The organism is Stenotrophomonas sp. STEN087 (assembly GCF_056759115.1).
Genome location: NZ_JBRRCR010000015.1, coordinates 12,551 through 33,629 on the forward strand (window position 1 = coordinate 12,551; position 21,079 = coordinate 33,629).

Here is a 21,079-nt window from a genome sequence, read left to right on the forward strand (position 1 = left end):
GATTCGTGCGGCTTTTCGCCCTGCGTGCTGCGCGTTATCGTGTTGATGATGTCACTGCCTGCTTCGCCGATACCGGCACTTTCTTCGATCACCGTGGATGCGGCCACGCTGCACACCCTGCAGCAGCACGAGGCCAGGCTGCCTCGCGCGCCCGCCTCGCTGACCAAGCTGATGACCGCGCATGTGGCCTATGAGGCCATCGCGCGCGAGGGTCACGCGTGGACAGACAGCACCGTGATCGATGCGCGTGACGTGCACGCGGTGGCCGCCGATGAAACGCGGATGGGCCTGGTGCCGGGCGAGACCGTCACCCTGGGCTTCCTGCTGGAAGGCCTGATGGTGGTGTCCGGCAACGATGCCGCGTTGGCGCTGGCCCGCCACCTGGCAGGTTCGGAGGCTGCCTACGTGCAGCACATGAACGACACGGCCGCACGCATGGGCCTGCGCGATACGCACTTTGTTTCCGTCTCGGGCATCACCACGCCGGGCCATGTGTCGACCGCGCATGACATGGCGATGCTTGCCGCGCGACTGCTGGCCGATCATCCGCAGGTGCTGGCCATCACCGCGCAGCGCCACTTCAGCCACGGCACGTTCTGCAAGGACAACCAGAACACGCTGCTGGGCTCGGATGGCATCGATGGGCTGAAGACCGGCTATACCCGCGCGGCAGGTTTCTGTCTGGCGGCGACCGCGTGCCGCGACAGCGAAGAGGCCACGCACCGGCTGATCAACGTCACCCTCGGCGCGCCCACGCGGGAAGCGCGCAACGCGTGGGTGCAGCAATGCCTGCAGGACGGTTTCGCGCAGCTGCAGCGCGACGCGGCGATCAGCGCGCGCGGCTGACGGTTTCGACGATCAGCCGTTGCAGTTCCGCTTCCGCATCCGGCTGCAGCAGTGCGCCGGCAGCCACCGCCTCGGACAGTGCTTCGGCGGCGCCAAGGATCGCCCAGCGCCCGGCCACGGGCACATCGCCGCCAGCGGCAAACGGGCCCAGCCACTGCGCACACTGCTCGACGAAGTCCTGCTGGTACCGGTGGCGCACGTCGCGCAGCTCGGGCGAACCGGCCAACGCGGCGAGGATCGCCTGGATGTCGCTGCCCTGCGACAGCACGCAGTCGATGTAGCCCGACGCGATGGCCTGCGCACGCTCGTGCAGGCGCGCCGGTGCCGCGCCGATGCGCGCATCGAACACGGCGGTCTGGCGCTGGTCGTAGTCCGCATACAACGCGGCCAGCAGGCCGTTGCGGGTGATGAAGTGATCGTAGGCCACCGGTTTGGTCACGCCGGCCGCCTCGGCCAGGCGTCCCAGGCTGAGCGCGTCGGTGCCCTCGCCGCCCACCAGTGTCCAGGCCACGTCCAGCAGCTGGCGGCCACGCTGTTCGCGTGACATCCGGCGACGGGTGGGCGTGGCGGCGGTGGACATGCAGCGGCTCTACATCATCAGGCAGGTGTGCCTATGGTACGGCCGATGCCCGTGGCGGTCTGCAGATGCGCCGCGGCCTGGCCGCTGTCGGCATCCAGCAGCAGCGTGGACGAGTGCACGGTGGCACCGCAGTAATCGAAGATGCCCATGTCGATCTGTGTCTTCATTGCCGCACCGTAACCGCGGCGTTCGATCATCTCCGCGCCCGCGCCGCCGATGCCGACCAGGTGCACCTGCAGCCGCTGCAGTTTCTTTTCCACCTTGCCGTCGGCACCGTCGGCGTAGGCCCAGCCCTGGGTGAACACCCGGTCGATCCAGCCCTTCAGCAGCGCGGGGAACGACCACCAGTACAGCGGATAGACCAGCACCAGCGTATCGGCGGCATCCAGCCGCGCATGTTCGGCGGCTACGTCGGCCGGCACCGCCGCGCCCTGCTTGAACAGGCCGATATCGGCGGCGTTGAAGCGGGGATCAAAACCCTCGGCGGCGAGATCGGCCAGGGTCACGCTGTTGCGCGCATCGGCATCGGTGATGGACTGTCCGATGCGCGCGGCAACGGCATGGGTAAGCGAAGCGGAATCGGGATGGGCGACGACGATGAGGCTGTGCATGGGGAAAGACCCGCAGATTGATTAGTTACCAACGGTAACTAGTGGCAGAAATTCCACCAGTACACCCCGCAGGACGCTGATTTCGGCGCGCTGGCTCTCCCTGGGCTGCCGCCCAAGCGGACATCGATATGTCACCAAACGTCAAATGCGAATGATTCGTGATACGATTGTTAAGGAATTCTGAAACCCCCACACACGGACGTCCCAGCCATCGCCAGTGGACCCTCAACAGGAGTACTGCGCGATGTCGCATGCCGTTCTGAAATCCCGTCGTTCCGTTGCCGCCCTGACCGCCGCGATTGGTTTTGCGCTGGCCAGCACCGCCCACGCTGATGCCGCTGCCGACGCTTCGTCGGCCAAGCAGATGGACACCGTGGTGGTAACCGCCACCGGCGCCCAGCAGTGGATCAAGGATGCGCCGGCCAGCATCAGCGTCATCACCCGCGAGGAGATCGAGCGCAAGCCGGTCACCAGCATCGGCCAGCTGCTGAGCACCGTGCCGGGCGTGACCGGCGGCTATGCACTGTCCGGCGCGCAGTCGAAGATCCGCCTGCGCGGCCTGCCCGAGCAGTACACGCTGATCCTCATCGACGGCCGCCGCCAGGGCAATTCCTCCGGCGTGAACTACCGCGACGACCTCGGTCCGCAGGATCTGAACTGGCTGTCGCCGGACATGATCGAGCGCATCGAAGTGGTGCGCGGCCCGATGTCCTCGCTGTACGGCTCGGATGCGATGGGTGGCGTGATCAACATCATCACCCGCAAGATCAGCGACCACTGGGGCGGCTCGGTCACCCTCAACCACAGCATGCCCGACTCGGACACGCGCGGTGACACCACGCAGATGGGCGCGCTGTTCAGTGGCCCGCTGACCGAGAACCTGGGCGTGCGCATCGGTGCCAACGTCACCGACCACAAGTCCGATACCGGTGCGCGGCAGACGCCCGGCAACAAGGCGCAGAACGCCAACCTGCAGTTCCACTGGCGCCTCAACGACGATCACGCGCTGACCCTGGAAGGTTCGCGCGGCGAACAGCGCAACACCGGTGCCGGTGATGTGTATGCCTGGGGCCTGTCCAAGCTGGTGCAGACCGGATATGTCGTCAGCCACGACGGCCGCTACGGCGACAGCACCACGTCCAAGAGCACGCTGGTGCAGAACGACTACAAGGACAAGGGCAGCGTGCTGGGCACCCACTCCAAGGAGACGGTGTTCGACACCGCCTTTACCCACGGCTTCCACTGGGGCTTCGAGCAGAGCCTCAACGTGGGTGCGCAATGGAAGCGCGAGGAGCTGGAGAACCCGGACACGATCGGCACCGTGCCGGTGACCTGGACCGGCAGCGGCCGCATCAGTCCGGTGAGCCAAGCCGATTCGTGGGCGCTGTTCGCCGAGGACCACATCACCCTGCACGAGCGCTTCGTGCTGACCGTGGGCCTGCGCTGGGACAACACCGACAACTACGATGACAACATCAGCCCGCGCATCTACGGCGTGTGGCATCCGGGCGATGCATGGACCGTGCGCGGTGGCGTGTCGCAGGGCTTCAAGGCGCCGAACCTGAAGCAGGGTACGGCCGGTGCGGCGACCCAGTCCGGCGGCAACGGCTGCACGGCACTGACCGCCGAAGGCTGGACCAGCCGCTCGGTGAGCGCCGATGGCACCACCGGCTGCTACATGGCCGGCAACCCGAACCTGGAACCGGAAACCAGCACCAACTACGAGCTGGGACTGGGCTACGACAAGAACGGCTGGTCCGCATCGGCGACCTACTTCCTGACCGACTTCGACGACAAGATCCAGCAGGTTCCGCTGCGCGAGATCTCCGGCCAGACCACCAGCTTCGTCAACGGCTTCTGGTGGACCGTGGCGCAGAACGTACAGAAGGCCCGCACGCGTGGCATCGAAGCCAGCGTGACCGTGCCGCTGCACGAGCGTGTCAGCTGGACCACCAACGCCACGCGCATGCTGGAATCGAAGAACCGCACCACCGGCGCCAGCCTGCTGGTGGTGCCGAAGATCACCGGCAACACCTCGTTGAACTGGGACGTGACCGATGCCTGGTCGCTGAACCTGAGCGCACAGCACATCGGCAAGCAGCTGGTGTCCTCCACCAGCGCGACGTTCGCCAAGGCCTACACCACGGTGGATCTGGTGACCGGCTATGACGTGAACGAAAACCTGACCCTGCGCGCGGGCGTGCAGAACCTGGGCGACGTGTCCACGATCGAGGAAGGCAACAACTACGACGGCGGCGCGCGTACGTTCTTCGTGGGCCTGACCGCGCGGTTCTGAGGAAGTAACGGGGTCGGATCCCTTCGTGCAACGAAGGGCTCCGACCCCATCCACGCATGGCGTGGATCTACACCAGATCCTGCAGTGGCACGACCAGGGTTTCCCGCAGGTGCTCGTGGTTCCACGTGCTGGCGCCCCGCGCGTGGCCCTCCAGCCGCAGCGCCGTGTGTCCGGCATCCTGCCAGCGCACGAGGATCTCCAGCTCCAGCGGTCCCTCGTCGCGCTCCAGCACGCGTACAAGCGCCGGACCGTCGACGCGGGCCAGCAGCCCCGGCGCCTGGCGCAGCGCCTCCATCTCCCTCACCAGCGCCGCGTAGGCGGTGACGTTGTCCATGGCCTCAGCGGAACAGGACGTTCAGTGCCGCGCCCGCGGCGGCCTGCTGCAGGCCATCGAAACGGCCGTCGCGCAGGATCGGATCCGTGGCGTGCATCAGCCCGCCCCATGCCGCGCGCGCCAGGGCCCCGCCCAGGCTGACCCGGCGCACGCCCAGCGCGGCGATCTCCTGCAAGGTGAGCGGCGTGGGCCCACCGACCAGCAGGTTCACCGGCTTCGGTCCTGCGGCCGCAACCACCGCCGCGATCTGCTCGCGCGTGGTGATGCCCGGTGCGTACAGCACGTCGGCGCCGGCGGCGGCATAGGCGTGCAGCCGCTGCAGGGTGTCTTCCAGATCGGGCACGCCGACGAAGAAGTTCTCCGCACGCCCCACCAGCAGGACGTCGGCACCGGCACGGTCGATGGCCGCACGCGCAGCCGCCAGGCGCTGCACGGCTTCCTCCAGCGGCCGCAGCGGCGCCCCCGCCACGCCGCTGGCATCTTCGATGGACAGCGCGGCGATGCCGGTATCCAAGGCGGCGGTGACCGCTGCGCCGACCTCGTCCGGCGTCGCGCCGAAACCATCGCCTAAATCCGCGTTCAACGGCAGCGACGTCGCGCCGGCCATCAGGCGCAGATGTTCCAGCGTGGCTTCCAGCGAAACGGCACCATCGGGCCGGCCCTCGCTCCACGCGCAGCCGGCACTGGCGGTGGCCAGCGCCTGGAAGCCCTGCCGCTGCAGATAGCGCGCACTGCCCACGTCCCACGGGTTGGGCAGCACGAAGCAGCCCTGGGCGTGCAGTTGGCGGAAGGCAGCGCGCTTGCGGGCAGTATCGGCATCAACAGCGGTCATGGCGAAGGTCCGGTGCATGGCCCGGCCACCCTAGCCCGGCCGCGGGCACGACTCAACGTGGGAGACCCGGGGCCAGGCCGGTGTGCTCGCGCAGCGTCCGCTCGATCACCGTGCGGTTTATCCGGGCGGACAGGAACACCCGATGATCGACGCCGGCATGATCGCGCAGGCTCAGTGCGCCTTCGCCCTCCACCGTGACGAAACCGTAGCTGGCAATGGCCTGCCATGGCAGGAGCAGAATGCTCTCGCCCTTGATGATGACGATGCCATTCGGTCCGTGATCGATCTTGCGCGGGCTGAGCCAGTAAAAGATGTAGGTCAGCAACGCGATTGCGGGCCCCATGCCGACGCAGATCGCCAGCGACAGGGCGATATCACTCGCACTGCGTTCCCGGGTGAGCACCGTCACCACCCCGACGACAGCGAAAATTCCGCTGCACACCAGCGCGCTTTTCAGTACCTGCCACTGGAAAGGGTTGAATCGCGGCTGGTGCTGCAGTCCCAGCAGCCAGGGTTCACGCCACTTCATCGATCGGCCACGTCCGTTGTGCAGTCGCACGTTGTAGCGCATCGCGGCGACGCCCGGAAGATGCGCGGCATCACCTGATGCCTGCTGCTTATTGGACGGCGCGGCCACCATCGCCGAGCGTGGCGGCTCCGCCACCAGGACGCTGGCCATGCCGCCGCATACCCCTGCCCCACCCTTTGATGCGGCCGAAGACGCCGGTTGGGCCGACCTGCTTTCACCCGTACGCCGGCGCCTGATCGCCTCGGCGGGCGTGGCGATGGGCGGGCTGGCCGCTGCGAGCACGGCCAGCGCCGCGCCCAACACCACCGAACCCGGCCGCCCCGGCTTCCGCCCGATCGTGCCGCCGCCGGCGCAGGGCCACAGCCCCTGGGGCCAGGACACGGCCGCCGAAGCGACACCGCGCCCGGCCAGCGTGCGTCCGGGCGAGTCGCCGCTGCCCAGCCGGCCGCGTGCCTATACCGATATCAAGAGCTACCACGCACACATCTATTTCGACGAAGACAGCTACCAGAAGGCTGCCCTGCTGCGGCGCTGGGCCGCCGAGCGCTTCCCGGTGGAACTGGGCAACTGGAACCTGGAACCGCGCGGCCCGCATGTCACGCCGTCGTTCTATTTCGGCTTCAGCAACGACCTGCTGCCGGTGCTGGTGCCGTGGCTGCAGCTCAACAGCCTGGGCCTGACCATCCTCATCCACCCCAATACCGGCGATGGCCGTGCCGACCATCTGTATTACGCGCTGTGGGTGAACCGCGCGCAGCCGGTGAACGCCTACAACTGGCCGGCGCCGAAACCCGGAGAGACCGAGGCGCTGGAAGAGGTGCTCCCGAACGTGGTGCCGACGGTGCCGCTGGAGACCTGAGTCCGGCGGCGGTCATCCACGCATGGCGTGGATCTACCGGGCGCGGACGTGGTCATCCACGCATGGCGTGGATCTACCGGGCACGGGCGAGCGTGGATCTACGCCATCGTCGGCCTTCGTGCGGGCATCCCCGCCGCCATGGCGTTCAGCGGGCCTTGATCCGGCGCCACCCATACGGCCGCAAGCGCTTCCACGATTTTCAAACGATTGCTTTAAACACCTGCAATTTCGCCGAACTGGACAGCATCCACAGGTTCCGCCAGACTGCCGCCCTTTCCTGTTGATCGGATTCCATGGCGAAGCTGCTGGTCCTGCATGGCCCCAACCTCAACCTGCTCGGCACCCGCGAGCCGGAGGTCTATGGGCACACCACGCTGGCCGACATCGACCAGGCGCTGGCCGCCCAGGCCGCTGCGGCCGGGCATGCGCTGGAAAGCCTGCAGTCCAACGCCGAACACGTGCTGGTGGACCGCGTGCAGGCCGCGCGCTCCGACGGTACCACGTTCATCCTGATCAACCCGGCCGCCTTCACCCACACCTCGGTCGCCCTGCGCGATGCGCTGGCGGCGGTGGCCGTGCCGTTCATCGAGATCCACCTGTCCAACCCGCACACCCGCGAACCGTTCCGCCAGCACAGCTATTTCAGCGACAAGGCGGTGGGCGTGGTGTGTGGCTTCGGCGCCGACAGCTACCGCTACGCGATGGACGCGGCGCTGCTGCGGGTGTCCGCCACCTGATTGTCGACCCGGGCGCCAGCCGGCGCTCTACCTCACCTAGATAGAAACCAAAGAGGCCCTCATGGATCTGCGCAAAATCAAGAAGCTGATCGACCTGCTGGAAGAGTCGAACCTGGCTGAAATCGAAATCAAGGAAGGCGAAGAGTCCGTGCGCCTGTCGCGCGCCCCGGTGGCCGGCTATGCCGCACCGATGCCGGCCCCGGTGTACGCCGCTCCGGCTGCCCCGGCTGCGCAGGCCATGCCGATGCAGTCGCCGACCGAAGCCTCCACCGGCGGCACCGCCAAGCCGGGCCCGGCCCTGCCGGAAGGCCACGTGCTGCGTTCGCCGATGGTCGGCACCTTCTACGCATCGGCCGCTCCGGACAAGCCGGCCTTCGTCACCGTTGGCCAGCAGGTCAAGGAAGGCGAGACCCTGGCCATCATCGAAGCGATGAAGATGTTCAACCCGATCGAAGCCGACAAGTCCGGCACCATCGTCGCCATCCTGGGCGAGAACGGCCAGCCGGTGGAGTTCGACCAGCCGCTGTTCGTGATCGGCTGAGGGGCACGCCATGCTCGACAAAGTCGTCATTGCCAACCGAGGGGAGATCGCGCTGCGCATCCTGCGCGCGTGCCACACCCTGGGCATCCGCACGGTGGCCGTGCACTCCACGGTCGACCGCAACCTCAAGCACGTGGCCATGGCCGACGAGTCGGTCTGCATCGGCCCGGCACCGTCTCCGCAGAGCTACCTCAACATCCCGGCGCTGATCGCCGCGGCCGAAGTCACCGACGCCCAGGCCATCCACCCGGGCTACGGCTTCCTGTCGGAGAACGCCGACTTCGCCGAGCGCGTGGAGGAGTCCGGCTTCATCTTCATCGGCCCCAAGGCCGACACCATCCGCATGATGGGTGACAAGGTCGAAGCCATCCGCGCGATGAAGTCCGCCGGCGTGCCGTGCGTGCCCGGCTCGGGCGGCCCGCTGGGCGAGGATATCGTCGCCAACACCAAGATCGCCCGTGAGATCGGCTACCCGGTCATCATCAAGGCGGCCGGTGGCGGCGGTGGCCGCGGCATGCGCGTGGTGCACGCCGAAGCCTCGCTGAAGAACTCGATCGAAACCACCAAGAGCGAGGCCAAGGCCGCGTTCGGCAATGGCGAGGTCTACATGGAGAAGTTCCTGGAGAACCCGCGCCACGTGGAGATCCAGGTGCTGGCCGACGGCCAGGGCAACGCCATCCACCTGGGTGAGCGCGACTGCTCGATGCAGCGCCGCCACCAGAAGGTGGTGGAAGAAGCACCGGCACCGGGCATCAGCGCCGAACAGCGCGATGAGATCGGCAAGGTCTGCACCGAAGCCTGCGTGCGCATCGGCTACCGCGGCGCCGGCACCTTCGAGTTCCTGTACGAAGACGGCCGCTTCTACTTCATCGAAATGAACACCCGCATCCAGGTGGAGCATCCGGTCACCGAAATGGTCACCGGCATCGACCTGGTGGCCGAGCAGCTGAAGATCGCCGCCGGCCAGAAGCTGTCGATCAAGCAGAGCGACGTGGTGCTCAGCGGCCATGCCATCGAGTGCCGCATCAACGCCGAAGATGCTGAAACCTTCGTGCCGAGCCCGGGCACCATCACCGGCTTCCATCCGCCGGGCGGCCCCGGCGTGCGCGTGGACACCCACATCTACAGTGGCTACCGCGTGCCGTCGAACTACGACTCGATGATCGGCAAGCTGATCGTGCACGGCCCGGACCGCGAGACCGCCATCGCCCGCATGCGCGTGGCGCTGAGCGAGATGGTGGTGGACGGCATCAAGACCAACGTGGCCCTGCAGCAGCGCATCATGCGCGACAAGGGCTTCCAGGCCGGTGGGCAGAACATCCACTACCTGGAAAAGCGCCTGGCCGAACGCAAGAACAAGCCGATTGCCCTGACCTGATCGGCGGCAGATGCTGGACACGAAAAGGGCGGGGATTTCCCCGCCCTTTTCTGTTGCCTTTCGGTAGCGCCGGGTCATACCCGGCGGACCTGCAATGTGGCATCGGCACGCAACACCGCCGGGCATGGCCCGGCGCTACCGGGCACGCGTCAGCGCTTGTCGGCGACTTCGGCCGGAATCTGCGTCTCGGCCAGCGGGCGCACGCCGTTGGGCGAGGTCGGGTCGACGATCACCATGGTTTCGGTGGAGCCATCGGGCCAGACCACCTGGAAGGTGCTGCCGGCCGGCAGCGAGGCAAACGGCGCGCCACTCTGCGCGCGGTACACCGCGGCCACCTGGCTGGCACCGGCGCGGCGCACGTCTTCCTGCGCCTTCACCGAGGTCAGTTCAACCTTGGAAAGGTGCCGGTAGCGATCCTCGTAGGTGTCGATCATCAGCAGGCCAACCGCGCCGGCCGAGTACGCGACAAACAACGCCACCCAGAACCAGAACTTGGCCCCGTGCAGGAATCGACGGTAATTCATTGCCCGTTCCTCTTTCCAATCAATTGCTTGATCCATTCGTTCATCTTCCCCGCACCTTGCCGCGATACAGCAGCGTCATACACGAAATCCTGGAAATCCTGCGTCCCATCCTGCGAACAGATCCCTCCGTTCGCGCAGTAACTGTTCATCAGCACACTGTCGGCCCCACACGGTAGACCGAGCTGGCAGGCCGCCACCCGCCACGCCATCTCACTGAGCTGCTCGCCGGCCACCATGTTGGCCAGGGCCTTGTCGCCAGCAGCGCGCACGCCCATGCCCGGCGCCAGGGCCATGTAGGCCTCCGGGTCGCGCGAGGTACGCACGCGCTCCACCAGGTCGCGGCGGTACTGGTCATTGCTGTGCAGCGGCTCACCCTCGGCGAACAGCGCGGCTTCGGCGGCCAGGTTGCCCTGCAGGGCCGCACGACGGCGTTCGTTGAACACCAGCGACGGGCCCAGCTTGTCACCCGGCACAAAACCACCGCAGCGCTGCGCCACGCGCTCGCGCGCCTGCACCATCGCCGGCGCCGCGCTCAGGCCGAGGCCGGCCAGCACGTTGTTGTCCAGGCGGTAGCCACCGGGATCGACCGCGTACTGCGCGCAGTAGTCGTAGACCCGGCTGAGCATCCAGCGCGCTTCATGATTGCCCTGCTCGGCCTGCGCCTTCAGGCGCTGCGCGTAGGCAAACAGATCGGTCTCGCCTTCGATGTCGGCGCGGATATCCAGCGGCAGGCCCGAAGGCAGCGCGCTGCTGCGCTCGAAGCCAGCCAGGCGGCGGGCAAGCGCTTCAGGCATCACCGGTTCCAGCGCATCCTGCACGCTGGCGGCGGACACCGCCATCGGCGCGCCCACGTCCACCTGCGCCGCGTGGCCATGGCCACTGGCCCGATAACCGGCCACGCCCAGCACGGCCACGGCCGGCAGCACGAGCAACCAGGTTTTCAGGGTCGGGGCGAGAGCCATCGGCGGTCGGTTACGGCACGTCGGGCAGGAAAGCGCCAAGTTTAGCAAGGCCCGTGAGGCCTGTCCGAATCAGCCTCGTTCAGCCCCGGCCAGCATCTCAGGGGATACGGAGACGGCCGGATGGTCTAGCATGGCCCCCTTTCCCGCGATTGCCCCCACCGCCATGCCGTTCCTGGAACTGACCCTGCGCTGCACCGAAGCCACCCAGCCCCGCTATGAGAACGCGCTGGAGGACGTGGGCGCGCTGGCGGTCACCCTGCTCGATGCCGAGGCCGACACCAGCAACGAACAGGCCATCCTCGAGCCGGGCGTGGGCGAAACCCCGCTGTGGGACACCCTGGTGCTGAGCGCGCTGTTCCCGGCCGACAGCAACGCGCTGTTGCTGCTGGCGGCGCTGGAAGCGTTCGACCCGGAGCTGGACTGGACCGGCGGCAGCTTCCGCGCGGTCGAGGACGAAGACTGGGAACGCGCCTGGCTGGACCAGTTCCAGCCGATGGATTTCGGCAGCCGCACCTGGATCGTGCCGTGGAACCATGAACTGCCGGAGGCGGCGCAGGCCGCCGACGCCGCCGTGGTCCGCCTGGACCCGGGCCTGGCGTTCGGCTCGGGCACCCACCCGACCACCGCGCTGTGCCTGCGCTGGCTGGACCAGCTGGCCATGGATGGCCTGCTGCAGGGCCAGCGCGTGCTCGACTTCGGCTGCGGCTCGGGCATCCTCGCCCTGGCCGCGCTGAAGCTCGGTGCCGGCGAAGCGATCGGCGTGGACAACGATCCGCAGGCGCTGATCGCCACCGCCGACAACGCCGAGCGCAATGGCGAGCAGGCCCGCATGCACGTGTACCTGCCGCAGGACGAGCCGGTGGCCACCTACCCGATCGTGGTCGCCAACATCCTCGCCTCGGCACTCGATGCACTGGCCGAACTGCTGGCCGCGCGCGTCGCTGCCGGTGGCCGCATCGCCCTGTCGGGCATCCTGCATGGCCAGGAAGGCGAACTGCTGCAGCGTTACGCGGCGTGGTTCGACGACCTGCAGGCCACCCAGGACGGCGACTGGATGCGCATCACCGGCGTACGCCGCGCCTGATCGTGGTTGAATGACCGCTGGATCCGAGCCCGCGCCCTGAGCATGTCCGAGCCGAACCCGCCGCGTCGTCCGCTTGCCACCTTCCTGCGTTCCGCGCCGGGAACCGACGCGCCGCCCGACACCGGGCAGGCGCAGGAACCCGCTGACGACACGACGGATGCCACCGTCGATCAGACGGCGCCGTTGGAACTGCCGGCCGAACCGGTGGTGGACACAGCGCGACCGCCGCAGACGCGACAGTCCGATGACACTGTCATCGAAACGTCCTCGCGCATCGACGCGCCGGCATCGGTCGCACCCGCCAGCGATGCGCCCAGTTTCCTCGGCGCCCGCCCGCGTGCCCTGCCGACGCCGCGCTGGCACTGGGCCCTGGTAGCCGTGTTGGCATTGCTGGTGGTGCTGCAGAGCGTGCTGGCCGATCGTGCGCGACTGGCTGCTGATGCCGCGCACCGCCCGTGGGTCAGTGCGTTGTGCGGTGTCCTGCGGTGCAGCCTGCCGGCATGGCGCGAACCGACCGCATTGACCATGACCAGCCGCGAGATCCGTCCGCTGCCCGGGCAGGCCGGTGTGCTGCAGGTCCAGGCCAGCATCCGCAACGATGCGCGCTGGGCTCAGGCATGGCCCGACCTGCGCCTGTCACTGGCCGATGCCGATGGCCGGGTGATCGGCACCGGTGTGTTCCCGCCCGCGCAGTACCTGGGCGAGAACCCCGGTGCGGCCCTGCTGGAACCGGGGCAGAGCGCACGCATCGCCTTCCGCGTACAGGAACCTGCGGCCTCCACGGTCGCATTCACCTTCGAGTTCCTCTGAGCGGGACGAAGGCGTCCAGCCGTGGCAGGTCGGGCACGCTCGCGCTAGACTGGCCGCCACCACCTCGTCCGGCCGCGCGCTCCGCGCGCACGGGCCACCGAATCGGGAACCCCCTTGAACGCTGTCCTTTCTCGTCCTGACAACAGTCGTGGCGCTGCCCGGCCACCGCTGCGTGAACACGTCGCCCAGTCCGTGCGCCGCTACCTGCGTGACCTCGATGGCTGCGACGCGGACGATGTCTACGAGATCGTGCTGCGCGAGATGGAGATTCCGCTGTTCGTGGAAGTGCTCAACCACTGCGAAGGCAACCAGAGCCGCGCCGCGGCGATGCTGGGCATCCACCGCGCCACGCTGCGCAAGAAGCTGAAGGAATACGGCATCAGCGCGTAGTAGATCCACGCCATGCGTGGATAAAGGTCCGGCGCTACCGATGCCGGCCAGCGGCCGGCACTACCATTGCATAGCCCGGTCATCCGCCAGTAGATCCACGCCATGCGTGGATGAAAGCCCGACGGAATCGCAATGAGAGTCAGAGCCCTTCGCTGTGCGAAGGGATCCGACCCCGGGTTGATCACCCTACTCCGCCGGCCTTCCAGTAATACCGCACCACATGGAAGAACACCGGCGCGGCGAAGCACACTGAATCCAGCCGGTCGAGCATGCCGCCATGGCCCTCGATCATGTGGCCCCAGTCCTTGATGCCGCGGTCGCGCTTGATCGCCGACATCACCAGGCCACCCCAGAACCCCATCAGGTTGATCAGCAGCGACAGGCCGAATGCCTGCAGCGGCGTGAACGGGGTGATCCACCACAGCGCCGCACCCAGCGCGCTGGCACTGAGCACGCCGCCGACGAAGCCTTCCACCGTCTTCGACGGCGACAGCTTCGGGGCAATCAGATGCTTGCCCAGCAGCTTGCCCCAGATGTACTGCAGGACGTCCGAGGACTGCACCACGATCACCAGGAAGGCGAACAGCAGCACGTTGCGCGACGGGTCGTGGCCGGGCACATGCAGGTTCAGCAGCAGCGGCACGTGCGAGATGCAGAACACGCAGATCATCAGCCCCCACTGCACCTTGGCCGTGCGTTCCAGGTAGTGCGTGGTGTCGCCACCGATGGTCGACAGGATCGGCAGGAACAGGAACGCATAGACCGGAATCAGCAGCGTGTACATGCCGTACCAGTCGATCCACACCAGGTAGTACTGCCATGGCAGCACGATGTAGAACGCGGCCAGCAGCGCGTAGTAATCACCCGAGCGCGTGGGCGCCAGGGTGATGAATTCGCGCAGCGCGAACAGCGAGATGATCGCGAACAGCACGATCACCCCGGCGCGGCCGAACAGCAGCGCACCGCCGACGACAATCGCCATCACCCACCACGCGCGGATGCGCGAGACGAGATTGGCGATGACCGCGCTGGGGTTCTCGCGCTGGCGCCAGCGCAGCGTCTCCGATACCAGCGTGGCCAGCACCAGCACCGCGCCGACACCGGCAAACAGCAGGCCGGTCTGCTGGCCCACGCTCTGCGTGGCCAGGTCGCCGGATACATCCAGCAGGAAGCTCATGCGCGGCCTCCGTTCGGTGCCAGGTCCAGCAGCGCCTGGCGGCTGCGCGCGAGGAACGCGGCCTTGTCCTCATCGGCCTGCAGCCGCAGCGGCGTGCCGAAGGTCGCCGTGCACAGCAGCGGCAGTGGCAGGAAACGCCCCTTGGGCATCACCCGCTTCAGGTTGTCGATCCACACCGGTACGAACTCCAGTTCCGGGCGCTGCCGCGCCAGATGATAGATGCCACTCTTGAACGGCAGCAGCGGTTCATCGCCGATGTTGCGCGTGCCTTCCGGGAACAGGATCAGCGAACATCCTTCGTCCACCGCATCGCGCAGCCCCTGCAGCGGATCCTGCTGGCGCCGCGCGGCGTCGCGCTCGACCAGCACGCCGTTGAACACCGCATCGATCAGGTAACGGCGCAGCGCATCGCCCTGCCAGTATTCGGCGGCGGCGACGGGCCGCACCTGGCGACGCAGTGCCGGCGGCATCGACGACCAGATCAGCACGAAATCGCCATGGCTGGCGTGGTTGCCGTAGTACACGCGGTGTTCGCTGGACGGCGCACAGCCGATCCACAGCGCGCGCGCACCGGTCACCACATGGATCGCGCCACTGCAGGCGCGGGCGATCAGCTCAGCAAACATCGTTATCTCCGCTCAGGTCTGCGGCCACAGCACGGCCAGAAGCAGCACCGAAAACTGCAGCAGCGTGGCCACGTACTGGCGGACCAGCAGGCGGCGCATGCCGATCCAGCGTACGTCCCAGCCGCGCACCGGCGCCTGCGCATCGCGGCGGCGCAGGCCGGCGGTGTGCAGGGCCGCGTCCACCCGCTCGGCCGCCGCCTCGCCCTGCAGGTGTTCGCGCAGCAGCAGCTGCAGCAGGCTGGCATCCAGCTGCACGCGCACGGCGTAGTACGCCTGCACCACGCCCACGGCCACGCTCAGCAGCAGCAGGCCGGCGGCGAACATCGCCAGACCGGGCTCGGTGCCCAGCAGCAACAGCGCCACCAGCAGCAGGCCCAGTGACAGCGCGGCAGGCAACCGGCCCTGGCGCAGCAGCAGGTGCATCATCGGCAGATCGGCAGCGGTACTCATGCGTTGCTCTCCCGTGTGGCGGCGGCCGCGATGGCCTGTAGGTGAACGTCATGCAGGACGATGGACGGCCGTGCGGCACGCACCCGCGCCACCGCCTCGGCGGCGCTGCACACCCGGCCGCTGCGCAGCAGCCAGGTGGCGACGCTGGCCGCACTGCGCGAGTAGCCCAGCGCGCAGCACACCAGCAGCGGCCCCTGCGCACGCAGGGCTTCGATGACATCGGCGGCCTCGGCCAGCTGCGCCGGCGTGGGCACCACCAGATCCAGCATCGGCACGCTGGCATAGGCTGCGCCCGGCGCCGTGCAGGACAGCTCGGCGCAGGCATCGACCACGCCGCGCAACGGCACTGGCAGCGCGGCGCAGGGAATGCGGCCCAGCCACACGCCACCGGCCACTTCCACCGGCTGCGGCGCACTACGCGTCCACAACCGCGAATTGATCCAGGCCGCGGCCAAGTACGGCGCCAGCAGCCAGCGCGCGGCCATGGTCAGTCGCCCATCGGCGCGCTTCTGGAACACCGCCGTGCCCAGCCCGGCATAGGCCAGCGCCACCAGCAGCTGCGACACCAGCGGCCACAGCAGCCACAGCGCCGCGCCCCCAATCAGCACCACCGGCACCAGCAGCACCGCGGCGCCCAGCAGATAGAACGAGGCCAGGCGCCAGCGCTTTGGATCACGCGCCGTGCGCCACGCCCGCAGCGGCGGCGTGCCCTGCTCCGGCCACAGCCACACGCACAGCCAGCCGGCCAGCAGGCCAGTGGGCACATCGATGAAGTGGTGCTGGAAGGTGGTCAGCACCGAAACGCCGATCAGCAGCGCCCAGCCATGCAGCAGCCAGCGCCACGCGCCCTGCAGGTACTGCGCGTACTTCACCCACAGCACGATCAGCAGCACGATGTGCAGCGACGGCGCCTGGTTGAACGGCTTGTCGAAACCCAGCAGCACATCGAACAGCCAGCCGAACACGCCGCCGATCTCCGGACGTTCAAAGCTGAAGCGCAGCGGCCACAGCAGGAAGCAGGCCACCGCGATCAGCTGCGCACTGAACAGCCGCAGCGCGTGCCGGTCCAGCTCGAGGCGCTGCCGGCACAGGAAGAACGAGATCGCGTAGAACAGATCGATCGACCAGTACGGCACGATCGTCCACGGCACGAACGGAATGTGCGATTCCCAGGCGAACGCCATCACCGGCAGCACCGCGTGGCGCCCGGCCATCCAGTTGGCGAAGCCATAGCTGGCGAAGAAGAACGGACCCAACAGCACCAGCCACAGCAGGGCGCGCCGCCAAGGGCGCCCTGCCGCGGCCAGCGGGCTGGCAGCCAGCGTCGCCATCAGGCGGTCCGGCGCGCCAGCGACACGGTGAAGATGCCGAACTCGTCGATGCGCTGCGCCACCTTCTCGAAGCCGGCCAGGCGCACCAGCTCATCCATTTCCTGCTGGGTACGACGGCGCATCACCCACGCCGCACCACCGCGGTGGCTGGTCAGCGCGCGGGCGATGAATTCCAGCTGCGGGTGCCATGGCTGGCCGGTATAGGCCAGGTAGCCGCCCACCGGCACGGTCGCGGCGATGCCCTGCAGCGAACGCAGCACCGCATCGTTGTCGGGGAACAGTTCGTACAGGCCCGACACCACCGCCAGCGTCGGCGCCGGGTCGACCTGCGCCAGCTGCATCGGATCGAACGCATCGCCCTGCTCGAAACGGGCAATGTCGGACGCGCCGAGGCGCTCGATCAAGGCCTGGCCCTGGGTCACGTTCAGATCGCTGAAATCACGCAGCACGATGCGCTCGGCACGCTGTTCGCCCTGGCCCAGTGCTTCCAGCACATAGCGGCCGTGGCCGGCGGCCACGTCCAGCACGCGCACCGGCGTGCCCTGCCCGCGCAGGCGCTGGGCGGCGTCGCGCAGCAGTTCCTGCAGGTGCTGGCCACGGATGCGGATGCCACGCCAGCCGATCGCATCGAGATAGTTGCGGTCGACCATGCGGCCCAGCGGGCCCTTGCCGCGCGCTTCGTCGCGATAGATGTAGTCCAGCGTGCTGCCCGAATCGAAGCCGGTCTGCAGGCCCAGCGCAATGCCTTCGGAAAGCGTGCCGCCAACGCGCAAGCCGCCACGCACCACGCGCCAGCGCAGGTCGGCCAGGCTGTTGCGCTCCGGCGGCCAAGCCAGGATTTCCGACTCTTCGAAGGTCGGCCCATGGCGATGCGCATCGCGCCGTGACAGTTCGCGCAGCGGCTCGGCGAAGCGTGCCTGGATGAAGCTGCGGATGCGCGCCAGCGCCGGCGCACGGTCACGCTCGCCGAGAGTGTCGTGGAAGAAGCCCGGCAGGTGCACGCGTTCCTTGATCGGGCTGGACAGGCGCTCGTAGAAGCGGTCCTGCGGGCCACGGTGCACGACGAAATCCGAACCGGACACCAGCAGCTGCACCGGCACGCTGATCGCCTGCGCATCGGCAACAATGCGGTCGGCCGCCTCGTACAGGCCCAGCAGCACGCGCACCGAGATCGGCCGGGTGATCAGCGGATCGGTGCGGTAGCTTTCCACCCGTGCCGGATCGTGGGTCAGCCACTGCGGCTTGACGTAGCTGTTGACGAAGAAGTTGCCGCGCAGCTTCTGCATCAGGGTCAGGCCAGCGCGCGCGAACGGCACGTACAGCTTCACCTTGAACGCCGGCGAAGCCATGACCAGCGCGCGCAGGCGCGGCGCGTAGTCGTGCACCCAGGTGGCGGCAACCACGGCGCCCACGCTCTGCGCGATCACCACGATGTCCTCCACCGCGATGCCGTGCTCGGCACCGATGTGGGCGATGAAGCTGTCCAGGTCGCGCACCAGCGCCGGGAAGCCCGGTGCATCGCCGCGCGCGCCCGGCGAACGGCCGTTGCCGCGCGCATCCCAGGCGAAGAACGCGGTATCGGGCAGGTCCAGCTCATCGACCAGGTGGGTAACCCGGCCCGAATGCTCGTGGCCGCGATGCAGCAGCACGATGGCCTTGGCCGGCGTGGTGGTCGTGGTGCTCGCCCAGTACCGGTAGAACAGCGGTACCTGGTCGAAGCTGTGGAATTCCCGTTCCTGCGCCTGACGCATGCAATCTCCAGATTGTCTTTTGGTATGTACTTGATTACTGCGGCGGAGTCGCCGCTTCCTGCAGCCCGCGGCGGACGCGGTTGATCATCGTCAGCACGCACAGTGCGGCCATGGCCGCAGCCACGCCAGTGACCGTCAGCGCGCCAACCCACCCGAACGCCAGCAGCAGGCCCAGCGCCCCGATCACGAACGCGCGGTCGCTCTTGCCCATCGGGCCGTCGTAGCGGCGGCTGGCACCGACCATCAGCCCCAGTACGCCGGCGTATTCGCTCAGCGCCGCCGTCCAGGCCAGCAGCCACAGCGCCGCGGGCCGTACGCCCGGCACGCTGAGCAGGGCCAGGTACAGCGCGGCGTCGGCGATCACATCGCACAACTCGTTCAGGTAGGCGCCCAGCTTGGACTGCTGGCCGAACTCGCGGGCCAGCATGCCGTCGACGGCGTTGAGGGCCATGCGCAGCAGCATCCACATCGGCAGCAGCAGGTACAGCAGCGGCTGCGCGGGCGCGCAGCACCCTACGGCGGCGGCCACCAGCAGCGAGACCACGGCGGCAGCCACGGTCACCGTATTGGCGGTGATGCCGAGGCGGTAGAGCCCGCGCACGGCCGGACGCAAGAGGTCCTGGAAACGTCCTTTCAAAGCATAGATCGACACGATCTGAACCCGCTGATCCTTGGCAGTTCCGGCATAGCCTACCCCATGGCGTGTTCAGCCCGGCATGCCGATGCAGGCCGTTTTCCCCTGCCGGGGCCAGCAAAGCGCGTCGGCAGCGCCCGCCACCGCCCCCCACGAACTACAATATCGGCCCCGCTCCGCTGCCGATTGCCCTGTCCCCATGACTGCTGATCTGTTGCCCGTCCGTCGGGCCCTCCTTTCCGTTTCCGACAAGACCGGCCTGGTCGAGCTGGCCACCGCGCTGGCCGCCCGCGGCGTCGAGCTGCTGTCCACCGGCGGCACCGCCAAGGCGATCCGCGATGCCGGCCTGGCCGTGAAGGACGTGGCCGACGTCACCGGTTTCCCGGAAATGATGGACGGCCGGGTCAAGACCCTGCACCCGATGGTGCACGGCGGCCTGCTCGGCCGTTCGGGCCTGGATGACGCGGTGATGGCCGAGCACGGCATCGGCGCCATCGACCTGCTGGTGCTGAACCTGTACCCGTTCGAATCGGTCACCGCCAAGGCCGACTGCACCCTGGCCGACGCGGTGGAGAACATCGACATCGGCGGCCCGGCCATGCTGCGCTCGGCGGCCAAGAACTTCGCCCGCGTGGCGGTGGCCACCGACCCGTCGCAGTACGCCGAACTGCTGGCCTCGCTGGACGCCAATGATGGCCAACTGAGCGCGGGCACCCGCTTCGCCTTCTCGGTGGCCGCGTTCAACCGCGTCGCCCAGTACGACGCGGCCATCAGCAACTACCTGTCGGCGGTCACCGCCACCGATGCCGCCGTGCCGGCGCGTGCCGAGTACCCGGCGCAGATGAATTCCACCTTCGTGAAGGTGATGGACCTGCGCTACGGCGAGAACCCGCACCAGAGCGGCGCGTTCTACCGCGACCTGTACCCGGTGCCGGGCACCCTGGCCACGTTCCAGCAGCTGCAGGGCAAGGAACTGAGCTACAACAACCTGGCCGATGCCGATGCAGCGTGGGAATGCGTGCGCCAGTTCGATGCGCCGGCCTGCGTCATCGTCAAGCACGCCAACCCGTGCGGCGTGGCCGTCGGTGCCGGCAACGGCGATGCCTACGAGCTGGCCTACGTCACCGACCCGACGAGCGCCTTCGGCGGCATCATCGCCTTCAACAAGCCGCTCGATGCGGCCACTGCGAAGGTCATCCTCGACCGCCAGTTCGTCGAAGTGCTGATCGCCCCGGACTACGAGCCGGCCGCGCTGGAATACGCGCAGAAGAAGGCCAACGTGCGCGTGCTGCGCATCCCGCACGGTGATGGCCTGAACAACTTCGACAGCAAGCGCGTGGGCTCGGGCCTGCTGCTGCAGTCCTCGGACAACCGCGGCATGACCCGTGACGAACTGAAGGTGGTCAGCAAGGTCGCGCCGACCGACAAGCAGTTCACCGACCTGCTGTTCGCCTGGAACGTGGCCAAGTTCGTGAAGTCCAACGCGATCGTCTACGCCAAGGACAACCGCACGATCGGCGTCGGCGCCGGCCAGATGAGCCGCGTCTACTCCGCGCGCATCGCCGGCATCAAGGCGGCCGACGCGAACCTGGTGGTGGAAGGTTCGGTGATGGCCTCCGATGCGTTCTTCCCGTTCCGCGATGGCATCGACGCCGCAGCGGCCGCCGGCATCAAGGCCGTCATCCAGCCGGGCGGTTCGATGCGCGATGCCGAAGTGATCGCCGCCGCCGACGAACATGGCCTGGCCATGGTGTTCACCGGCGTTCGCCACTTCCGCCACTGATCCTGGAGCGACAC

23 protein-coding genes are annotated in these 21,079 nt (G+C 68.0%); 10 read left to right on the forward strand and 13 right to left on the reverse strand.

Annotated features, from left to right (window positions below):
- Nucleotides 1–48 precede the first annotated feature (48 nt).
- Nucleotides 49–846, forward strand: coding sequence for a D-alanyl-D-alanine carboxypeptidase family protein (locus ACVOK1_RS06075; protein WP_481561433.1), 798 nt, complete (start codon nucleotides 49–51; stop codon nucleotides 844–846).
- Here ACVOK1_RS06075 and ACVOK1_RS06080 read toward each other — a convergent pair.
- Complete coding sequence (locus ACVOK1_RS06080) at nucleotides 830–1,426, reverse strand: TetR/AcrR family transcriptional regulator (protein WP_234455869.1); 597 nt, start codon at nucleotides 1,424–1,426, stop codon at nucleotides 830–832. The genes ACVOK1_RS06075 and ACVOK1_RS06080 overlap by 17 nt on opposite strands.
- A gap of 17 nt (nucleotides 1,427–1,443) precedes the next feature.
- Nucleotides 1,444–2,037 carry an NAD(P)H-dependent oxidoreductase gene (locus ACVOK1_RS06085; RefSeq protein WP_200751569.1) on the reverse strand — a complete coding sequence of 198 codons (594 nt, stop codon included), beginning with the start codon at nucleotides 2,035–2,037 and terminating at the stop codon, nucleotides 1,444–1,446.
- A 244-nt stretch (nucleotides 2,038–2,281) separates the two neighbouring features.
- Here ACVOK1_RS06085 and ACVOK1_RS06090 point away from each other — a divergent pair, with 244 nt between their 5' ends.
- Nucleotides 2,282–4,333, forward strand: a complete 2,052-nt coding sequence (locus ACVOK1_RS06090) for a TonB-dependent receptor domain-containing protein (RefSeq protein ID WP_481561434.1) — start codon at nucleotides 2,282–2,284, stop codon at nucleotides 4,331–4,333.
- A gap of 67 nt (nucleotides 4,334–4,400) precedes the next feature.
- Here the strand turns inward: ACVOK1_RS06090 and ACVOK1_RS06095 are convergent, their stop codons facing one another.
- The 3 genes from ACVOK1_RS06095 to ACVOK1_RS06105 are packed head-to-tail and all read right to left on the reverse strand — an operon-like array spanning nucleotide 4,401 to nucleotide 6,178.
- On the reverse strand, nucleotides 4,401–4,667 hold the full coding sequence (locus ACVOK1_RS06095) for a hypothetical protein (RefSeq protein ID WP_200733385.1): 267 nt from the start codon (nucleotides 4,665–4,667) through the stop codon (nucleotides 4,401–4,403).
- 4 nt (nucleotides 4,668–4,671) lie between these two features.
- Nucleotides 4,672–5,499 (reverse strand): isocitrate lyase/PEP mutase family protein, encoded by an 828-nt coding sequence (locus ACVOK1_RS06100; RefSeq protein ID WP_481561435.1) that lies wholly within the window; start codon nucleotides 5,497–5,499, stop codon nucleotides 4,672–4,674.
- Nucleotides 5,500–5,551: 52 nt separating this feature from the next.
- Nucleotides 5,552–6,178 (reverse strand): hypothetical protein, encoded by a 627-nt coding sequence (locus tag ACVOK1_RS06105; RefSeq protein WP_481561436.1) that lies wholly within the window; start codon nucleotides 6,176–6,178, stop codon nucleotides 5,552–5,554.
- Here ACVOK1_RS06105 and ACVOK1_RS06110 point away from each other — a divergent pair.
- The 4 genes from ACVOK1_RS06110 (at nucleotide 6,177) to accC (ending at nucleotide 9,543) form a co-directional block, all read left to right on the forward strand.
- Nucleotides 6,177–6,887: a DOPA 4,5-dioxygenase family protein gene (locus tag ACVOK1_RS06110; RefSeq protein WP_481561437.1), complete on the forward strand. Its 711-nt coding sequence runs from the start codon at nucleotides 6,177–6,179 to the stop codon at nucleotides 6,885–6,887. The genes ACVOK1_RS06105 and ACVOK1_RS06110 overlap by 2 nt on opposite strands.
- A 293-nt stretch (nucleotides 6,888–7,180) precedes the next feature.
- Entirely contained in the window at nucleotides 7,181–7,624 is a 444-nt protein-coding gene (gene aroQ, locus ACVOK1_RS06115) for a type II 3-dehydroquinate dehydratase (protein ID WP_108770182.1), read from the forward strand.
- 61 nt (nucleotides 7,625–7,685) lie between these two features.
- Nucleotides 7,686–8,165, forward strand: a complete 480-nt coding sequence (accB, locus tag ACVOK1_RS06120) for an acetyl-CoA carboxylase biotin carboxyl carrier protein (RefSeq protein WP_079223759.1) — start codon at nucleotides 7,686–7,688, stop codon at nucleotides 8,163–8,165.
- A gap of 10 nt (nucleotides 8,166–8,175) precedes the next feature.
- Nucleotides 8,176–9,543 carry an acetyl-CoA carboxylase biotin carboxylase subunit gene (accC, locus tag ACVOK1_RS06125; protein WP_481561438.1) on the forward strand — a complete coding sequence of 456 codons (1,368 nt, stop codon included), beginning with the start codon at nucleotides 8,176–8,178 and terminating at the stop codon, nucleotides 9,541–9,543.
- A gap of 149 nt (nucleotides 9,544–9,692) precedes the next feature.
- On the opposite strand, the gene ACVOK1_RS06130 is transcribed toward accC, so the two are convergent.
- The gene (locus ACVOK1_RS06130; protein ID WP_108770185.1) at nucleotides 9,693–10,067 is read right to left on the reverse strand and encodes a hypothetical protein; all 375 of its coding nucleotides are present in this window, start codon (nucleotides 10,065–10,067) and stop codon (nucleotides 9,693–9,695) included.
- Nucleotides 10,064–11,029, reverse strand: a complete 966-nt coding sequence (locus tag ACVOK1_RS06135; RefSeq protein WP_108770186.1) for a hypothetical protein — start codon at nucleotides 11,027–11,029, stop codon at nucleotides 10,064–10,066. The genes ACVOK1_RS06130 and ACVOK1_RS06135 overlap by 4 nt, the downstream gene beginning before the upstream one ends.
- A 163-nt stretch (nucleotides 11,030–11,192) precedes the next feature.
- Between ACVOK1_RS06135 and prmA the strand changes: the two genes are divergently transcribed.
- From prmA to fis, 3 genes are all read left to right on the forward strand, one after another.
- Nucleotides 11,193–12,113 (forward strand): 50S ribosomal protein L11 methyltransferase, encoded by a 921-nt coding sequence (gene prmA, locus ACVOK1_RS06140; RefSeq protein WP_481561462.1) that lies wholly within the window; start codon nucleotides 11,193–11,195, stop codon nucleotides 12,111–12,113.
- Nucleotides 12,114–12,155: 42 nt separating this feature from the next.
- On the forward strand, nucleotides 12,156–12,923 hold the full coding sequence (locus ACVOK1_RS06145; protein ID WP_406234383.1) for a DUF3426 domain-containing protein: 768 nt from the start codon (nucleotides 12,156–12,158) through the stop codon (nucleotides 12,921–12,923).
- Nucleotides 12,924–13,037: 114 nt separating this feature from the next.
- The gene (fis, locus tag ACVOK1_RS06150) at nucleotides 13,038–13,313 is read left to right on the forward strand and encodes a DNA-binding transcriptional regulator Fis (RefSeq protein ID WP_006397198.1); all 276 of its coding nucleotides are present in this window, start codon (nucleotides 13,038–13,040) and stop codon (nucleotides 13,311–13,313) included.
- Nucleotides 13,314–13,494: 181 nt separating this feature from the next.
- Here fis and ACVOK1_RS06155 read toward each other — a convergent pair whose 3' ends face one another.
- From ACVOK1_RS06155 to ACVOK1_RS06180, 6 genes are read right to left on the reverse strand one after another with little or no spacing between them, the layout of a single operon-like run.
- Nucleotides 13,495–14,490 (reverse strand): phosphatidate cytidylyltransferase, encoded by a 996-nt coding sequence (locus ACVOK1_RS06155; protein ID WP_108770189.1) that lies wholly within the window; start codon nucleotides 14,488–14,490, stop codon nucleotides 13,495–13,497.
- Entirely contained in the window at nucleotides 14,487–15,116 is a 630-nt protein-coding gene (locus ACVOK1_RS06160; protein ID WP_079223777.1) for a lysophospholipid acyltransferase family protein, read from the reverse strand. The genes ACVOK1_RS06155 and ACVOK1_RS06160 overlap by 4 nt, the downstream gene beginning before the upstream one ends.
- Before the next feature lie 12 nt (nucleotides 15,117–15,128).
- On the reverse strand, nucleotides 15,129–15,566 hold the full coding sequence (locus ACVOK1_RS06165; protein WP_481561439.1) for a hypothetical protein: 438 nt from the start codon (nucleotides 15,564–15,566) through the stop codon (nucleotides 15,129–15,131).
- Complete coding sequence (locus ACVOK1_RS06170) at nucleotides 15,563–16,897, reverse strand: phosphatase PAP2/dual specificity phosphatase family protein (RefSeq protein ID WP_481561440.1); 1,335 nt, start codon at nucleotides 16,895–16,897, stop codon at nucleotides 15,563–15,565. The genes ACVOK1_RS06165 and ACVOK1_RS06170 overlap by 4 nt, the downstream gene beginning before the upstream one ends.
- A complete protein-coding gene (locus ACVOK1_RS06175) occupies nucleotides 16,897–18,648 on the reverse strand; it encodes a bifunctional alpha/beta hydrolase/class I SAM-dependent methyltransferase (RefSeq protein ID WP_481561441.1) in 1,752 nt (583 codons plus the stop codon). The genes ACVOK1_RS06170 and ACVOK1_RS06175 overlap by 1 nt, the downstream gene beginning before the upstream one ends.
- A 34-nt stretch (nucleotides 18,649–18,682) precedes the next feature.
- A complete protein-coding gene (locus tag ACVOK1_RS06180) occupies nucleotides 18,683–19,300 on the reverse strand; it encodes a CDP-alcohol phosphatidyltransferase family protein (protein ID WP_481561442.1) in 618 nt (205 codons plus the stop codon).
- A 181-nt stretch (nucleotides 19,301–19,481) separates the two neighbouring features.
- On the opposite strand from ACVOK1_RS06180, the gene purH reads away from it, so the two are divergent.
- The gene (gene purH / locus ACVOK1_RS06185) at nucleotides 19,482–21,065 is read left to right on the forward strand and encodes a bifunctional phosphoribosylaminoimidazolecarboxamide formyltransferase/IMP cyclohydrolase (protein ID WP_481561443.1); all 1,584 of its coding nucleotides are present in this window, start codon (nucleotides 19,482–19,484) and stop codon (nucleotides 21,063–21,065) included.
- Nucleotides 21,066–21,079: the final 14 nt, after the last annotated feature.

Bases quoted from the DNA above. Each gene is read 5' to 3' on its own strand.
- ACVOK1_RS06075 (WP_481561433.1), top strand. From the start codon at position 49: ATGTCACTGCCTGCTTCGCCGATACCGGCACTTTCTTCGATCACCGTG.
- ACVOK1_RS06080 (WP_234455869.1), bottom strand. From the start codon at position 1,426: ATGTCCACCGCCGCCACGCCCACCCGTCGCCGGATGTCACGCGAACAG.
- ACVOK1_RS06085 (WP_200751569.1), bottom strand. From the start codon at position 2,037: ATGCACAGCCTCATCGTCGTCGCCCATCCCGATTCCGCTTCGCTTACC.
- ACVOK1_RS06090 (WP_481561434.1), top strand. From the start codon at position 2,282: ATGTCGCATGCCGTTCTGAAATCCCGTCGTTCCGTTGCCGCCCTGACC.
- ACVOK1_RS06095 (WP_200733385.1), bottom strand. From the start codon at position 4,667: ATGGACAACGTCACCGCCTACGCGGCGCTGGTGAGGGAGATGGAGGCG.
- ACVOK1_RS06100 (WP_481561435.1), bottom strand. From the start codon at position 5,499: ATGACCGCTGTTGATGCCGATACTGCCCGCAAGCGCGCTGCCTTCCGC.
- ACVOK1_RS06110 (WP_481561437.1), top strand. From the start codon at position 6,177: ATGCCGCCGCATACCCCTGCCCCACCCTTTGATGCGGCCGAAGACGCC.
- ACVOK1_RS06105 (WP_481561436.1), bottom strand. From the start codon at position 6,178: ATGGCCAGCGTCCTGGTGGCGGAGCCGCCACGCTCGGCGATGGTGGCC.
- aroQ (WP_108770182.1), top strand. From the start codon at position 7,181: ATGGCGAAGCTGCTGGTCCTGCATGGCCCCAACCTCAACCTGCTCGGC.
- accB (WP_079223759.1), top strand. From the start codon at position 7,686: ATGGATCTGCGCAAAATCAAGAAGCTGATCGACCTGCTGGAAGAGTCG.
- accC (WP_481561438.1), top strand. From the start codon at position 8,176: ATGCTCGACAAAGTCGTCATTGCCAACCGAGGGGAGATCGCGCTGCGC.
- ACVOK1_RS06130 (WP_108770185.1), bottom strand. From the start codon at position 10,067: ATGAATTACCGTCGATTCCTGCACGGGGCCAAGTTCTGGTTCTGGGTG.
- ACVOK1_RS06135 (WP_108770186.1), bottom strand. From the start codon at position 11,029: ATGGCTCTCGCCCCGACCCTGAAAACCTGGTTGCTCGTGCTGCCGGCC.
- prmA (WP_481561462.1), top strand. From the start codon at position 11,193: ATGCCGTTCCTGGAACTGACCCTGCGCTGCACCGAAGCCACCCAGCCC.
- ACVOK1_RS06145 (WP_406234383.1), top strand. From the start codon at position 12,156: ATGTCCGAGCCGAACCCGCCGCGTCGTCCGCTTGCCACCTTCCTGCGT.
- ACVOK1_RS06155 (WP_108770189.1), bottom strand. From the start codon at position 14,490: ATGAGCTTCCTGCTGGATGTATCCGGCGACCTGGCCACGCAGAGCGTG.
- ACVOK1_RS06160 (WP_079223777.1), bottom strand. From the start codon at position 15,116: ATGTTTGCTGAGCTGATCGCCCGCGCCTGCAGTGGCGCGATCCATGTG.
- ACVOK1_RS06165 (WP_481561439.1), bottom strand. From the start codon at position 15,566: ATGAGTACCGCTGCCGATCTGCCGATGATGCACCTGCTGCTGCGCCAG.
- ACVOK1_RS06170 (WP_481561440.1), bottom strand. From the start codon at position 16,897: ATGGCGACGCTGGCTGCCAGCCCGCTGGCCGCGGCAGGGCGCCCTTGG.
- ACVOK1_RS06175 (WP_481561441.1), bottom strand. From the start codon at position 18,648: ATGCGTCAGGCGCAGGAACGGGAATTCCACAGCTTCGACCAGGTACCG.
- purH (WP_481561443.1), top strand. From the start codon at position 19,482: ATGACTGCTGATCTGTTGCCCGTCCGTCGGGCCCTCCTTTCCGTTTCC.